Source organism: Thauera sp. K11, assembly GCF_002354895.1.
GTDB classification, from domain to species: domain Bacteria; phylum Pseudomonadota; class Gammaproteobacteria; order Burkholderiales; family Rhodocyclaceae; genus Thauera; species Thauera sinica.
This window is the reverse complement of the sequence record NZ_CP023439.1, coordinates 2947003-2960412: the sequence shown is the minus strand read 5'-3', so window position 1 is coordinate 2960412 and position 13410 is coordinate 2947003. Positions and strand designations below refer to the sequence as shown.

Sequence of the window (13410 nt, the reverse complement as noted above, 5' to 3'; positions counted from 1 at the left end):
CGCACCCATCAGAAGCTCACCTTCACATTGGCGTAGTAGTAACCGCCGTTGAAGCCGAATGGCGACACGTAGCCGTAGGGCGGCAGGCCCTGCGGATTGCCGCCGGGGAAACCCTTGGCGTCCGGCTTGACGTCGAGCAGGTTGTTGGCGCCGATCTCCACCGTCAGGGCGTCGGTCGCCTGCCAGGACAGCGCCAGATCGGTGAGCCACTTGGCGCCGTAGGAAACGTCGTAGATCGGGTTGTTCTCCAGCTCCTTGATCGAGCCGTAGCGGGTCAGCCGGAGGTCGGCGCCGAAGCGCCCGTATTTCCAGTTGCTGCCGAGTATCAGCTTGCTCCTTGGCTGCGACACCGTCAGATAACCCTGCTTCTGGCGGTTGAACAGCGTCAGGCCCAGCCCCTGGAGGATGGCCGGCGCGTCGTGGATGCGGGTGATTTCGGTTTCGTTCCAGTTGTAGGCCACGCTCCAGCGCACATTGCCCCAGCGGCCGGCGTCCTGCAGGTACTCGGCCACCAGGTCGAGGCCGTGCGTGCGGGTGTCCAGCGCATTGGCGAAATACTTCACCCGGTAATAGCTGGGCAGGCCGGCGGCGACCAGGATCTGCGATACGGCGGTGCCGCTCAGCAGCCCGGTCGAGGCGATGCGGTCGCGCAGCGCGATGCGGTAGGCGTCGGCGGTGAAGCGCAGGTTGCTGGCGGGTTTCCAGGTCAGCCCCAGCGTGAAGTCGGTGGACGTTTCCGGTTTCAGCGGCTGCGCGCCGAGCGCCTGGCCCAGCGCGGAATAGACGCCGACGCGCTGCGAGCACACCTGCTGGCTGACGCCGTCCAGCCGCGACAGCGTGCAGGTGGAATCGGTGCCGATGAACTGCGACAGCGACGGCGCCTTGAAGCCGTTGCCGAAATTGCCGCGGATGGCCAGCGTCGGCGAGATTTCGTAACGGCTGGATATCTTGCCGATGGCGACGTTGCCGGCGCTGTCGTCGAAGTATTCGTAGCGGCCGGCCAGGCCGATGAACCACGCTTGCGTCGGGTTGAGGCCGACGTCGACATAGGCGGAGTAATTGTTGCGGCTGATGGCGCCGGCGGCCGAGGCGTCGCCGATCTGGTAGGTCCCCTGAGCGCCCGGCGCCGCCGCCCGGCCGGCCAGCGGCCCGCTGCTGAACACATAGTCGCCGATGGCATAGGAAGCCGGATCGCCCGCCTGGATCTCGTATTTCTCGTAGCGGTGCTGCAGGCCCCAGGAGAACTGCAGCGGCTTGGCCAGGCCGGCCAGTTCGAATTCGCGGCTCAGGTCGAGGTTGCTGGTCCACTCCTGGTTCTTCCACGTGTACAGCAAGAAGCGGGTGGGGCTGGTCGGCCCGAGCGAGGCGTTGAGCGTGTCGTCCACACCGTGCTTGGTGCGGTTGTAGCTGTAGCCGCTGCTCAGGTCCCAGCTCCAGGCGCCGGCGCTGCCGCGTCCGCCGAAGCGCAGTTCCCAGTCGATCTCGTCGAAGGTGTACTTCGGCACGAAACCATCCGGATAGATTTCCAGGATGTTGTTAACCGAATTCGGCCGCCGGTAGTTGTGCCAGACGGTCGGCTCCCGCTTGGCCACGGTGGCGAAGGAGTAGAGCTGCAGGTTTTCGTCGACCGGCAGTTCGGCGTTGTACGACGCGTTGACGCCCCAGACTTCCGGCGAACCGCCGTAGGAACGCCGGCGGTTGAGGTTTTCGCGCGGGTCCGGGCTGCCGTCGGCCAGCGGCGCGTAGAACTGGTCGGTGGCGTCGATCGAGCGGTCGGTGCGCGCGTTCTTGCGCGCGTCGATCGCCACGTTGAAGAAGCCGTCGTTGGGCAGCGCGAAACCCTGGTTCCAGGTCTGCTTGTAGGTGGCGCCGTCGCCTTCGTAGTACTGGCCCAGCGAGGTGATCGCTTCGCCGCCGTGATCGTTGGATTTGAGGATGATGTTGACCACGCCCGCGATGGCGTCGGAGCCGTACTGTGCGGCGGCGCCGTCCCGGAGCACTTCGATGCGCTCGATGGCGCTGACGGGGATCAGGTCCAGATCCACCGGGTTCACCCCGGTTTCGTCCTCGTTGGTGCGCTGGTACAGCGAACTGTTGTGCCGCCGCTTGCCGTTGATGAGCACCAGCACATGCCCGGCGCTCAGGCCGCGCAGCCCGGTCGGCTTCATCACGCTGTCGTTGTTGTTGCGGTGCGAGGAGCGGATGTAGAGCGAGGGGATGGCCTTGTCCAGCGCTTCTTTCAGGCCGACCCCGCCGCTGGCCAGCTGGTCGCCGCGGATGACGTCGATCGGCGTCGGGCTGGTGGTCACGGTGCGGTCCCGGCTGCCGCGCGTGCCGGTGACCACGATGGCTTCCAGGCCGACCGCGTCCGGGCCGTTGCCGTCGTCCGCGGCTTCCGCGGCGGACGGGCCGAACGCGGTCAGGAAAAGAAGGGGCAAGGTCATCAGCGGACGCCTTACGGCAAGGTGGCGCGCTGGGAAAAACGGAGTGGGCACGTCGTGCTTGGGCAGCATGATCCTGTTCTCTGTATTTGCGATGTGCGAAGAAACCCCCTGCCGCTGTCGTCCGGACAGCGGCATGGAACGGAAATACCGATCGGGAACGGGCGGGCCGGTCGTGCCGGCCGCCGCGGACGCTAGCCGGCCTTGCGCCGGTTCGTGGCTTCGCGCCCGGCCACCAGCGCGCGTATGCGCGGCAGCAGTTCCTGTCCGTACTCCACGGCGTCGCGCAGAGGATCGAAGCCGCGGAACAGGAAAGTGCTGACGCCGAGGTCGTAGTACTCGGCCACCGCCTCGGCGACCTGATCCGGCGTGCCGACCAGGGAGGTCGAATTGCCGGTGGCGCCGGTCAGCGCGGCGATTTCGGTCCACAGCCGCTTGTCGTGAACGCGCGCTTCGCGGGCGATGTTCACCAGGCGCTCGGAACCGACGTTGGCGCTGAAGCCGCGGAACTTGGCGTGGGTGGCGGCGTTGCCGATCAGTTCCTTGGCGCTGGCCAGGATGCGGGCCGCCCGCGCCCATGCCTCTTCTTCGGTGGCGCCGAGTATCGGGCGCAGCGACAGGCTGAAACGCAGTTGCTGGTCGCGGCCGTACGCGGCGGCAGCCGCGCGCACGGTGGCGATGCGCTCGCGGATCTGCGCCAGGGGTTCGCCCCACATCATGTATACGTCGGCGTGCCTGGCCGCCACCCGGACCGCCGCGTCCGACGCGCCGGAGAAGTAGATCGGGATGTGCGGCTGCTGCACCGGCTTGACCTGGGTCAGATTGCCTTCGATGCGGTAGTGCCGGCCCTGGTGGCCGAAAGGTTTTTCGCTGGTCCAGGTCTTCCTGAACACATCGAGGTATTCGTCGGTGCGCTCGTAGCGGTCGTCGTGGCCGACGAAATCGCCATCGCGCTGCAGGTCGCCGCCATCCCCGCCGGTGATGACGTTGATTGCGACCCGTCCATGGCTCAGCTGATCCAGCGTGGCGAACTGGCGGGCGGCGAAGGTGGGCGCCTGGAAGCCAGGGCGGTGGGCGATCAGCAGGCCGAGGCGGTCGGTGACGGCGGCGGCATAGGTCGCGAGCACGAAGGAATCCGGCGAGGCGGTATTCACCGCCAGCAGCACTTTGTCGAAACCGCCGTACTCCTGCGACTGGGCCGATGCCTTGAGAAAGGCGACATCGACATTGGGGCCGCGCGGCGCGAGCGATTCGCTGCTTTCCTGCGCGCTGACTAGACCGATGAATTCCAGACTCATGATGCTCATCCTCGTTGTGAAGTGCGGTTATGCACGCGTGGCCGGTCGAACGACTCCCGCCCACTGGCGACTCTTAGCATGTTAAGGGCGCCAGATAATTACACAACAGAATAATCATGATATCGATATATGCGCAGGATGCTTAGTCGGGCCGTCCGCTCGCCGACGGAAGAGGATCCACGCGGTACGGCCGCCGCCGACAGCTGACCCATGGTGGACCGGTGCCGCGACTCAGGCGCCGCAGCGCACGGCCAGAGGTTCGTGATCGCCGGCGGGCGCGTGTTCCGGCAGCGGCGGCCGGGCGGCGCGGTCGTCCGGCGTCAGCGCTTCCTGCAGCCGGAACAGGCCTTCGCCGATGCGCTGGTCCACGGCCCCGTCCAGTTCCAGCGGCTGGCCGTCCACCAGCTTCACCTGGCCGTCGACCACGTAGATGCTGGCCAGCAGATGCCGGGCGCCGAGCGCGGACAGCACCGGCTTGAGCCCGTAATCCAGCGCGAGCGTGTGAGCGAGGCTGCCGCCGGTGGCCAGCGGCAGGATGGTCTTGCCGGACAGGCCGTCCTGCGGCAGCAGATCGAGGAAGGTCTTGAGCAGGCCGGAATAGGCTGCCTTGTAGACCGGGGTGCCGATGACGACGGCGCGCGCCCGGGCGACGCGGGCGAGCGCGGCGGCGATGGTCGGTTCGCCGGCGTCCGCGGCGAGCAGCGCGGCCGGCGGCAGTTCGCGCACCGACAGGCTGTCCACCCGATTGCCGCGGGCACGCAGTTCGGTGGCGATGTGCTGCAGGATGCGATGGCTTTTCGAAGTGGCCGACGGGCTGCCGGACAGGGTGAGTATGGTCATTGCGGATTTCCTTGGAATGGCGTGCGGCGTTCAGCCGACGATGGACGGGCGCCAGGCCAGCGCGCGCCGTTCCAGCGCGCGCACCAGCGCATCGGTGACCAGGCCGAGCAGGCAGTAGATCAGCAGGCACACCACGATCACGTCGGTGCGCATGAAGTCGCGCGCCTCGTTGATCAGATAGCCGATGCCGGCGCTGGCGTTGATCTGTTCCACCGCCACCAGCGCCAGCAGAGAGATGCCGAGCGCGTAGCGCAGGCCGACGAAGAAGGCCGGCAGCGCGCCGGGCAGGATCACGTGCAGGATGGTTTCGATGCGGCTCAGGCCCAGCGTGCCGGCGGCTTCGACCAGCTTGTGGTCCACGCCCCGGATGCCGCCGTACAGCGTCAGATAGACCGGCGTCTTGGTGGCCAGCGCGATGAGCGCGATCTTGGTCACTTCGCCGATGCCGAACCAGACGATGAACAGCGGGATGACGCCGAGGAAGGGCAGCGTGCGCAGCATCTGCATCGGCGGATCGACCGCCGCCTCGCCCAGCCGCGACAGGCCGGCGACCAGCGCCGCGCCGACGCCGATCGCCAGGCCGATGGCCAGCCCGCTCGCGGCGCGCTGCAGCGACACCAGGAAATGGCGGAACAGCTCGCCGGAGGCGACCAGTCCGACCAGCGCGTCGGCGATGGACGACGGTGCGCCGATCACGTGCGGCGGGATCACGCCGGAGCGCGACAGCAGTTCCCAGAGGGACAGCAGCAGCAGTGGGCTGACCAGCCGGCCCAGGCCGGCCCAGCGCGGCGTGCGGACGCCGCCGCCGTCGCTGGCCTGCGCGGATGCGGACGATGGAGGCGCCGATGTAGTGGTGGTGGCGGCGTGAGTCATGGTGGTCCCGGGTGTTTGAGTGCGTGCGCGTGCCGCTCGCGTCGGATCAGTAGCCACGCTGCCTGTCGACCACGTCGCTCAGCACGGCGCCCTGGCGGTAGCGTGCGAGGTTGGCGAGAAACAGGTCGGCCAGCGTCGCCGCACTGTGATGGGTGATGGACGACAGGTGCGGCGACAGGCGGATGCGCGGATGCGCGTAGAACGGATGGCCGGCCGGCAGCGGTTCCACCTCGGTCACGTCCAGCGTCGCCAGGCCGATGCGGCCATCGTTGACGGCGTCGAGCAGTGCTTTGCTGTCGACCAGGCTGCCGCGGGCGATGTTGACCAGGTGCAGGCCGGGCCGCGCGGCGGCGAGCACGTCGCGGCCGACCAGGTGATGGGTGCGGGCGGTGGCCGGCGCGGCGACCACCACGTGGTCGGCCGCGGCGAACAGCGCCTTCAGGTTTTCCGCCCGCTCCACCCCGGGATGATCCAGCGGCTCCGGCGTGCGCCGGACCGCGATCACCTTCATGCCGAACGCCCGGGCGCGCACGGCGAGCGCGTGGCCGATGGCGCCGAAGCCGACGATGCCCAGCACCTGGCCCTTCAGCAGACCCAGCCGGCTCCAGCGCCAGTCCTCGCGGCTGGATATCCAGATGTCCGGCAGGTGCTTGGCCGCGGCCAGTATGGCCGCCATCGCGAATTCCGCCACCGCGTCGGCGGTGCCGGCGCGCGCCGATGTGACGACCGGGCCGTCGAACAGCCAGTCCGGATAGTAGTCGGCGCCGGACGAGCCGAGCTGTATCCAGCGCACGCCGAACGGCCAGCCGGCCGGCGGCCCGGCGTCGCGCGGCGCGCCGGCCGGGAATATCGGCCGCACGAACAGCACCTCGACCTCGGGCGCCAGTATTGGCGGCAGGCCCGGCGCGATGTCGACCACGGCCGCGTCCGGCAGCGCGGCGCGCAGATGGTCGTTGATTTCGCTGCTTTGCTGGCTGGCGATCACCAGACTGTTCATGACGGTGTCCTCGCCGCTTCCGCCGGCGTGCGGCCACGGCCTGTCGATATGGATTGCATGTTCTTGGTCATCGGGTTCTGTCCTGGGGAGCGGGAGCGGCGCGCCTTCATCGCTGCCCGCCGTCCGTCCATTCGGCGAAGGCCGCCGCGCCGGCGCTGCTCAGCGCGAAATCGCTCTGCGGCGCATGCACCCGGCTGCACAGCACGTCGCGGTAATGGCGTTCCAGCGGATTGGCCCGGGTGAGGCCGGGATTGCCGGTGAGCTGCACCGCGCGCTCGACCACGGCGATGGCCTGCGTGGTGACCAGATGCTTGAGCTGGCCGATCTGCTTCAGTGCGACGCTGCCGTCCGCGGCGCCGGCGAAAAGGCGGTCGTTGGACAGCAGCAGTGCGTCGATCTCGCCCAGCGCCTCCTGGAAGCGCGGCAGCGTGGAAAGCGGACGCCCCAGATTGGTCGGCACGCGGGTGGTCGAGAACTCGACCAGCCAGTCGCGCGCGGCGCGCGCCACGCCGTCGTACACCGAAGGGATGAGCACGCCGCCCCAGCGCGCGCCATGCGGATCGGCCACCGGCGGGGAACCGGCCGGCTGCAGCTCCAGCGTGTGCGTGCCGGGCACCGGCACGTCGTCGAACACCACCTTGTGGCTGGCGCTGGCACGCAGGCCAAGGTGGTCCCAGTCCTCGACGATGCGTATGCCCGGGCTGTCGCGATGCACCAGCCAGTAGCCGACACGCGGCGCGGCTTCGGCGCTGTGCGCGAGCACCAGCATCCAGGTCAGGCCGGGCGCGCCGGTGGAATAGATCTTGGCGCCGCTCACCCGCCAGCCGTCGCCGTTGCGGCGCGCGACGGTGGCCGGCACGCCGCCGCGCACCGGCGTGCCCAGTTCGGGCTCGACGCGCAGCGCGTTGATGAGCGACCCGTTGCGCGCGATGTCTCGCGCCACCTCCAGCCGCACTGCGCGCGGCCATCCGGGCGTGTCGTGGCCGAGGCGGGAACTGATCGAGTACTGCAGCGCCAGCACCAGCGCGGTCGCCGCCTCGCCGCGCGCCACCGTGCGCACGATGTGCAGCGCATCGGCCAGGTTGGCGCCGCCGCCGCCCAACTCCATCGGCAGCGCGTGGCCGATCAGGCCGGCTTCGTGCAGCCGGCGGATGTTGTCGTGCGGGAACAGATTGGCGCGGTCGTAGTGCGCGGCGGTGGCGGCGAATTCGGTGGCCAGCGCGGCGGCCAGCGTATGCGGTTGCGTGTCGGCGGGGCGGGTCGTGTCGATGACGGCGAGGGTTTGCGGGGAAGGCATGGAGGTATCGGTCAGTCGTAAGCGGCGGCCACGCGCAGACCGGCGGTGTCGCCAGCCCGTGGATGACCGGATCGGGTTGCATCTGCGTCGGCGCCGTCGTCCAGTCCGAGCCAGCCGAGCAGGCGATGGCGCAGCGCGCGGAAATCGGCGAGGTCCGCGCTGCGCGGCCGCGGCAGATGGATGCGCTGGTCGGCGACGAATCGGCCGCGTTCCAGCACCAGGATGCGGTCCGCCAGCAGCAGCGCCTCGTCGACGTCGTGCGTCACCAGCAGTACCGCGGGCCGGTGCGCCAGCCACAGCGCCTGCACCAACTGGTGCATGCGGATGCGGGTCAGTGCGTCGAGCGCGGCGAAAGGCTCGTCCAGCAGCAGCAGTTCGGGTTCGCGCACCAGCGCGCGGGCGAGCGCCACGCGTTGCGCTTCGCCGCCGGACAGCGTGGCCGGCCACGCGTCCAGCCGTTCGGTCAGGCCGACCTCGGCCAGCGCCTGCGCGGCGCGCGAGCGCGAGTCGGCGCTGCGCACGCCCAGCATGACGTTGCGCAGCACGCGCTTCCATGGCATCAGCCGGTGTTCCTGGAACACGACGGCGCGCGCCGGCGGCACCTGTACATGGCCGCTGTCGACACGGTCGAGGCCGGCGAGCAGGCGCAGCAGCGTGGTCTTGCCGCAGCCGCTGCGGCCGAGCAGCACGACGAACTCGCCGGCGGCGATGTCCAGGTCCAGCCGTTCGAACAGCGCGCGCGGCCCGAAGCGCTTGGCTACGCCGCGAAGGCTGACCGCGGCCGGCTGGTCCGGCGCGCCGCCGCCGCTCCTGAATTTGTTGATGGACGCGCTCATTGGCATCGCTCCGAAGAAGTTGGAGCGATGCTAATGAAGGCATATTAATGCCACAAACGAATTATACTTATATCGTTATATTCGTTCTTTGTATGATCTGGGTGCGCGCACACGTTTACGCGGCGGTGACGGCGTCGCGTACGTCGAACATTGCCGCCACCGTGTCGGCGAACAGTTCTATCGGGCGCTTGAGGTTGCCCGGAGCGCGATTGTGCACCAGCCACATTTCGGTAGACGGATTGAAGTCGAGCATGGGCAGCTCGCGGATGCGGCCGCGGTACTGGCTGCGTTCGAGCTGGGCGCGCGTGGCCAGGCCCAGGCCGAGGCCCTCGCTGACGAATTTCAACTGCAGTTCGGTGCCGAAGGCGTCCATGGCAATGTGCAGCGGCAGGCCCAGATCGGTGAGCGCACGCTGCAGCCGGGCGCGGAAGCCGCAGCCGTCCGGGTTGACGATCCATTTGCTGTCGCGCAGATCGGCCAGTCGGTACGGTCCCGGCTCGGTCGGCGCGCCGCCGGCGACGCCGACCACCAGCATGTCGACCGGCATCAGGTGGCGGGCGGCCAGGGTGGGCGGAAATTCGGTACCGGCCGGCAGCATGACCGCGGCGGCGTCGATGTCGCCGCGTTCCAACTGGCGGACCAGGTCGGCGCTCCAGCGCGTCCCCAGTTCGACTTCCAGTGTCGGATAGTGCAGCTTGAACGCGTCCAGCAGGCCGCTCAGCCCGATTTCCGCGACCGACTGCGTGATGCCCAGGCGCAGCGTGCCCTGCGGTGTACTTTCGGTTTCCACCAGCGCCTTCAGATTATCGACCTCGCGCAGCACCTGTTCGCACTGGGCGAACACGCGCCGGCCCAGCGCATTGGGCTTGGGCGGCTTGGTGTCGCGGTCGAGCAGTACCGTGCCCAGGCTTTCTTCCAGGCTCTGGATGCGGCGGGTGACCGCCGGCTGGGTCAGTCCGAGCGCGTCGGCGGCACGCGACAGCGACTGGTGGCGTACCGTGGCAACAAAGGAAACAAGATCGTCGATCTTTATGCTCATGGTGCGTATGGATAGCAAAAAAATGGATAAAACATATATTTAATGCGATATATCATGCGCTCCCCGCATGGTTTCCGTCCACAGGATTTTGTTCATATGACCCATTCCGTCCCGTCCCCGGCCGCGCGCCGGGACATCCCGCTGACCGGCTATGCTGCCGTGCGCGCCGCGCTGCTCGAACGCCGCGAAATCGCCTTGCTGGACGTGCGCGAGGAAGACCCCCACGCGCAGGCGCACCCGCTGTTCGCCGCCAATCTTCCGCTGGCGCGCATCGAACTGGATGCCTACGCCAAGCTGCCGCGCCGCGACGCGCCCATCGTGACGCTGGACGACGGCGAGGGCCTGGCCGAACTCGCCGCGCGGCGCCTGCGCGCGCTCGGCTACACCAACGTCGCGGTGTTCGACGGCGGCGTCGAAGGCTGGCGGGCGGCCGGCGGCGAACTGTTCCGCGACGTGAACGTGCCGAGCAAGGCGTTCGGCGAGCTGGTCGAGGCCGAGCGCCATACGCCGTCGCTGCCGGCGGAAGAAGTGCGGGCGCTGATCGACGCCGGCGCCGACGTGGTGATCGTCGATGCGCGCCGCTTCGACGAATACCAGACCATGACCATCCCCGGCTCGACCAGCGTGCCGGGCGCCGAACTGGCGCTGCGCATCGCCGAACTGGCGCCGCGGCCGGACACGCGGGTCATCGTGAACTGTGCCGGCCGCACGCGCAGCATCATCGGCACGCAGTCGCTGATCAACGCCGGCATTCCCAACCCGGTGGCAGCGCTGCGCAACGGCACGATAGGCTGGACGCTGGCCGGCTTCGAACTCGAACGCGGCGCCGGCCGGCGCTTCCCGGAGGCGGGCGAGGCGACGCGCGCGGATGCCGCGGCACGTGCGCATGCGCTGGCCGGGCGCGCCGGCGTGCGCCGCGCCACGCTGGCCGAGGTGGACCGCTGGCGCGGCCAGCAGGGCCGCACCACCTATTTCTTCGACGTGCGCACGCCGGAGGAATACGAAGCCGGACACTTGCCCGGCTTCCGTCCGGTGCCGGGCGGTCAACTGGTGCAGGAAACCGAAATGGTGGCGCCGGTGCGCGGCGCCCGCATCGTGCTGGCGGACAGCGACGGCGTGCGTGCCAACATGAGCGCTTCCTGGCTGGCGCAGATGGGCTGGGACGTGCATGTGCTGGACGGCGCCGGGGCCGGGGAATTCGTTGCGAGCGGACCGTGGGCGCCGCCGTTGCCGCAGCCGCCCGCGGCGAGCCGCATCCAGCCGGAAACGCTGGCGCGCTGGCAGGCGGCCGGCGACGACGTCGCCGTGCTCGATTTCACCACTAGCGCCAACTACCGCCGCCGGCACATTCCGGGCGCCTGGTTCGCGCTGCGTTCGCAGTTGTCGGACGCGCTGAAATCCGTGCCATCGGTGGCGCGCTACGTGCTCACCTGCGGCAGCAGTCAGCTTGCGCAGTTCGTGGTGCCGGAACTGCAGGCGCTGGTGGATGCCGAGGTCCTGCTGCTCGACGGCGGCAATGCCGCGTGGTTCGCCGCCGGCCTGCCGGAAGAGCACGGCGAGACCCGCCTGGCATCGCTGCCCATCGACCGCTACCGCCGGCCGTACGAGGGCACGGACAACACCGCCGCCGCCATGCAGGCCTACCTGGACTGGGAGTTCGGGCTGGTCGGGCAACTCGCCCGCGACGGCACGCACGGCTTCCGGGTGGTCTAGATGCAGTTCATACATCTCGCTTTTCTGGCACTTTTGCGCAGAAAATCGGGAACAGGCTTTCAGCTCTGGTAACGGGCCAGGCGGACCGGATCGTGCAGCGTGATGTGCTTGCCCTGCACGGTGATCAGGCGCGCGTCGGAGAGGTCGTGGAAGATGCGCGACAGCGTTTCGGGCGTCAGGTTGAGCCGCGAGGCGATGACCTGCTTGCTGGTGGGCAGCGCAAATTCGCAGGGCTTGTCGCCGTCGGCCTGCTGCAGCAGGTAGCCGATCACCCGCTGGACGCTGGAGCGCAGCGAATAGGTTTCGACGTCGCTCACCAGACCGTGCATGCGCACCGACATGCCTGCCAGCAGCTTGAGGGCGAACTTCGAATCCTGCTCGATCAACTCGGTGACGACGGCCTGGCCGATGTGCAGCAGTACGCTTTCGCTCAGCGCTTCGGCAAACACCGGGTACGGACGGTTCATGAACATCACCGCCTCGCCGAAGCTCTGCATCGGGCCGAGGATCTCGACCACCTTCTCGGTGCCCTGGGCGGACGAGAACGCCAGCTTCACCTGGCCGCTGACCAGAAAGTAGAAACCGTGCGGCAGGTCGCCGCGCTGGAACAGCACCTCGCCGCGTGCCAGACGGCGTTCGCGTGCAAAGCGCAGGACGCGATCGAGATCGGCATCGGACAATTCGCTGAACAGCGGGATGCGGCGCAGCAGGGTGGGGATATCGACAGGCGAGGTGGCCATCAGCATGCTCTCCGTAGTGAGAAGCAATTTTAGCGCGCTCGTGTTAGGGTCGCTTCCCCAAGTACCAGAGCCCGCGCGTTCGAGATTCAGGAGAAGGAATGTATTTCGCGATCAAGCACCTGCACGTCACCTGCGTGGTCCTGAGCGGCCTGGGCTTCCTGCTCCGCGGGACGTGGATGCTGAGCGGCAGCGGGTTGCTGCATCACCGTCTGACGCGGGTTCTGCCGCACATCGTCGACACCCTGCTGCTCGGCAGCGCCCTCGTGCTGGCAGCCATGATCGGGCAGTATCCCTTCGTCGCCGACTGGGTGACGGCCAAGGTGTTCGGGCTGATCGCCTACATCGTGCTCGGCGCGGTGGCGCTCAAGCGCGGACGCACGCTTGCGGTCAGGGGCGCCGCGTTTGCGGCGGCGACGGCGGTCTTCCTGTGGATCGTGTCGGTGGCGCTGACGAAGAATCCGCTCGGCTACCTGGCGGCGCTGGGCGGGGCCGCCTGAATCCGTGCGCGGGCCGGCAGCGCCCGCCTCAGCGGCTGCCGGACTGGTGCTGCAGCAGGCGTTTCAGCCCGGCGGCGTCCAGGATGCGGATGTGCTTCTGCTGCACGCTCACCAGGCCCTCTTCCTGGAAGCGCGAGAACGCGCGCGACACCGTCTCGAGCTTCAGCCCGAGGTAGGAGCCGATCTCGTCGCGCGTCATGCGCAGGTGGAACTCGGCCGGCGAGAAGCCGCGCGCGGTGAAGCGCTGCGACATGTTCAGCAGGAAGGCGGCCAGGCGCTCCTCGGCGCGCATCGAGCCCAGCAGCATCATCACGCCGTGATCGCGCACGATCTCGCGGCTCATCACCTTGTGGAACTGATGCTGCAAGCCTTCGACCTCGCGCGACAGCTCCTCGAGCTTGGCGTAGGGAATCACGCAGACTTCGCTGTCCTCGAGCGCGATGGCGTTGCACGAATGCGATTCGGTGCTGATGCCGTCCAGGCCGAGGATCTCGCCTGTCATCTGGAAGCCGGTGACCTGGTCGCGGCCATCCTCCAGCAGCACGTCGGTCTTGAAGGAGCCGGCGCGGATCGCGTAGATCGCTTCGAACGTGTCGCCCGCGCGGTACAGGCTGTGCTGGCGCTTGATCTTGCGCCGCGCGCCGACCAGTTCGTCGAGACGGTTCAGATCGTCCTCGGACATTCCGAACGGCAGACACAGCTCAACGAGGTTACACTGCGAGCACGACGCCTTGAGCCCATTGATCGTGATGGGAGCTGCCGCCTTCATCTGCACGAAATCTTGTTTCCCTAGTTCGGATCGCGGACGGCCGACGTCGGCCCATCCCGGGCGCCGTTGA

Annotated in this window: 12 protein-coding genes; 2 read left to right on the top strand and 10 right to left on the bottom strand. The window is 68.4% G+C overall.

Annotated elements, in window-relative coordinates:
- Positions 1 to 8 precede the first annotated feature (8 nt).
- From CCZ27_RS12770 to CCZ27_RS12735, 8 genes are all read right to left on the bottom strand, one after another.
- On the bottom strand, positions 9 to 2444 hold the full coding sequence (locus CCZ27_RS12770; RefSeq protein ID WP_157748575.1) for a TonB-dependent receptor plug domain-containing protein: 2436 nt from the start codon (positions 2442 to 2444) through the stop codon (positions 9 to 11).
- A 191-nt stretch (positions 2445 to 2635) separates the two neighbouring features.
- Complete coding sequence (locus tag CCZ27_RS12765) at positions 2636 to 3739, bottom strand: LLM class flavin-dependent oxidoreductase (protein ID WP_096452519.1); 1104 nt, start codon at positions 3737 to 3739, stop codon at positions 2636 to 2638.
- Positions 3740 to 3970: 231 nt separating this feature from the next.
- Entirely contained in the window at positions 3971 to 4579 is a 609-nt protein-coding gene (gene ssuE / locus CCZ27_RS12760; protein WP_096448709.1) for an NADPH-dependent FMN reductase, read from the bottom strand.
- Positions 4580 to 4609: 30 nt separating this feature from the next.
- On the bottom strand, positions 4610 to 5452 hold the full coding sequence (locus CCZ27_RS12755; protein WP_096448707.1) for an ABC transporter permease: 843 nt from the start codon (positions 5450 to 5452) through the stop codon (positions 4610 to 4612).
- Between the two features lie 46 nt (positions 5453 to 5498).
- Complete coding sequence (locus CCZ27_RS12750; protein ID WP_096448705.1) at positions 5499 to 6449, bottom strand: NAD(P)-dependent oxidoreductase; 951 nt, start codon at positions 6447 to 6449, stop codon at positions 5499 to 5501.
- Between the two features lie 106 nt (positions 6450 to 6555).
- The gene (locus CCZ27_RS12745) at positions 6556 to 7746 is read right to left on the bottom strand and encodes an acyl-CoA dehydrogenase family protein (RefSeq protein WP_096448703.1); all 1191 of its coding nucleotides are present in this window, start codon (positions 7744 to 7746) and stop codon (positions 6556 to 6558) included.
- Between the two features lie 11 nt (positions 7747 to 7757).
- Entirely contained in the window at positions 7758 to 8582 is an 825-nt protein-coding gene (locus CCZ27_RS12740) for an ABC transporter ATP-binding protein (RefSeq protein ID WP_096448701.1), read from the bottom strand.
- A 115-nt stretch (positions 8583 to 8697) separates the two neighbouring features.
- Complete coding sequence (locus CCZ27_RS12735; RefSeq protein WP_096448699.1) at positions 8698 to 9621, bottom strand: LysR family transcriptional regulator; 924 nt, start codon at positions 9619 to 9621, stop codon at positions 8698 to 8700.
- A 96-nt stretch (positions 9622 to 9717) separates the two neighbouring features.
- Here CCZ27_RS12735 and CCZ27_RS12730 point away from each other — a divergent pair, with 96 nt between their 5' ends.
- Positions 9718 to 11334 (top strand): rhodanese-related sulfurtransferase, encoded by a 1617-nt coding sequence (locus CCZ27_RS12730; RefSeq protein WP_096448697.1) that lies wholly within the window; start codon positions 9718 to 9720, stop codon positions 11332 to 11334.
- Between the two features lie 59 nt (positions 11335 to 11393).
- On the opposite strand, the gene CCZ27_RS12725 is transcribed toward CCZ27_RS12730, so the two are convergent.
- A complete protein-coding gene (locus tag CCZ27_RS12725) occupies positions 11394 to 12074 on the bottom strand; it encodes a Crp/Fnr family transcriptional regulator (protein ID WP_096452517.1) in 681 nt (226 codons plus the stop codon).
- A gap of 98 nt (positions 12075 to 12172) precedes the next feature.
- Between CCZ27_RS12725 and CCZ27_RS12720 the strand changes: the two genes are divergently transcribed.
- Complete coding sequence (locus CCZ27_RS12720) at positions 12173 to 12571, top strand: SirB2 family protein (protein ID WP_096448695.1); 399 nt, start codon at positions 12173 to 12175, stop codon at positions 12569 to 12571.
- A 28-nt stretch (positions 12572 to 12599) separates the two neighbouring features.
- Here the strand turns inward: CCZ27_RS12720 and fnr are convergent, their stop codons facing one another.
- A complete protein-coding gene (gene fnr, locus CCZ27_RS12715) occupies positions 12600 to 13340 on the bottom strand; it encodes a fumarate/nitrate reduction transcriptional regulator Fnr (RefSeq protein ID WP_096448693.1) in 741 nt (246 codons plus the stop codon).
- Positions 13341 to 13410: the final 70 nt, after the last annotated feature.

What these genes read in the sequence shown, in the direction of transcription:
- fnr (WP_096448693.1), bottom strand. Translation starts at nt 13,340, where the DNA reads ATGAAGGCGGCAGCTCCCATCACGATCAATGGGCTCAAGGCGTCGTGC.
- ssuE (WP_096448709.1), bottom strand. Translation starts at nt 4,579, where the DNA reads ATGACCATACTCACCCTGTCCGGCAGCCCGTCGGCCACTTCGAAAAGC.
- CCZ27_RS12765 (WP_096452519.1), bottom strand. Translation starts at nt 3,739, where the DNA reads ATGAGTCTGGAATTCATCGGTCTAGTCAGCGCGCAGGAAAGCAGCGAA.
- CCZ27_RS12735 (WP_096448699.1), bottom strand. Translation starts at nt 9,621, where the DNA reads ATGAGCATAAAGATCGACGATCTTGTTTCCTTTGTTGCCACGGTACGC.
- CCZ27_RS12730 (WP_096448697.1), top strand. Translation starts at nt 9,718, where the DNA reads ATGACCCATTCCGTCCCGTCCCCGGCCGCGCGCCGGGACATCCCGCTG.
- CCZ27_RS12770 (WP_157748575.1), bottom strand. Translation starts at nt 2,444, where the DNA reads ATGACCTTGCCCCTTCTTTTCCTGACCGCGTTCGGCCCGTCCGCCGCG.
- CCZ27_RS12725 (WP_096452517.1), bottom strand. Translation starts at nt 12,074, where the DNA reads ATGGCCACCTCGCCTGTCGATATCCCCACCCTGCTGCGCCGCATCCCG.
- CCZ27_RS12740 (WP_096448701.1), bottom strand. Translation starts at nt 8,582, where the DNA reads ATGAGCGCGTCCATCAACAAATTCAGGAGCGGCGGCGGCGCGCCGGAC.
- CCZ27_RS12755 (WP_096448707.1), bottom strand. Translation starts at nt 5,452, where the DNA reads ATGACTCACGCCGCCACCACCACTACATCGGCGCCTCCATCGTCCGCA.
- CCZ27_RS12720 (WP_096448695.1), top strand. Translation starts at nt 12,173, where the DNA reads ATGTATTTCGCGATCAAGCACCTGCACGTCACCTGCGTGGTCCTGAGC.
- CCZ27_RS12745 (WP_096448703.1), bottom strand. Translation starts at nt 7,746, where the DNA reads ATGCCTTCCCCGCAAACCCTCGCCGTCATCGACACGACCCGCCCCGCC.
- CCZ27_RS12750 (WP_096448705.1), bottom strand. Translation starts at nt 6,449, where the DNA reads ATGAACAGTCTGGTGATCGCCAGCCAGCAAAGCAGCGAAATCAACGAC.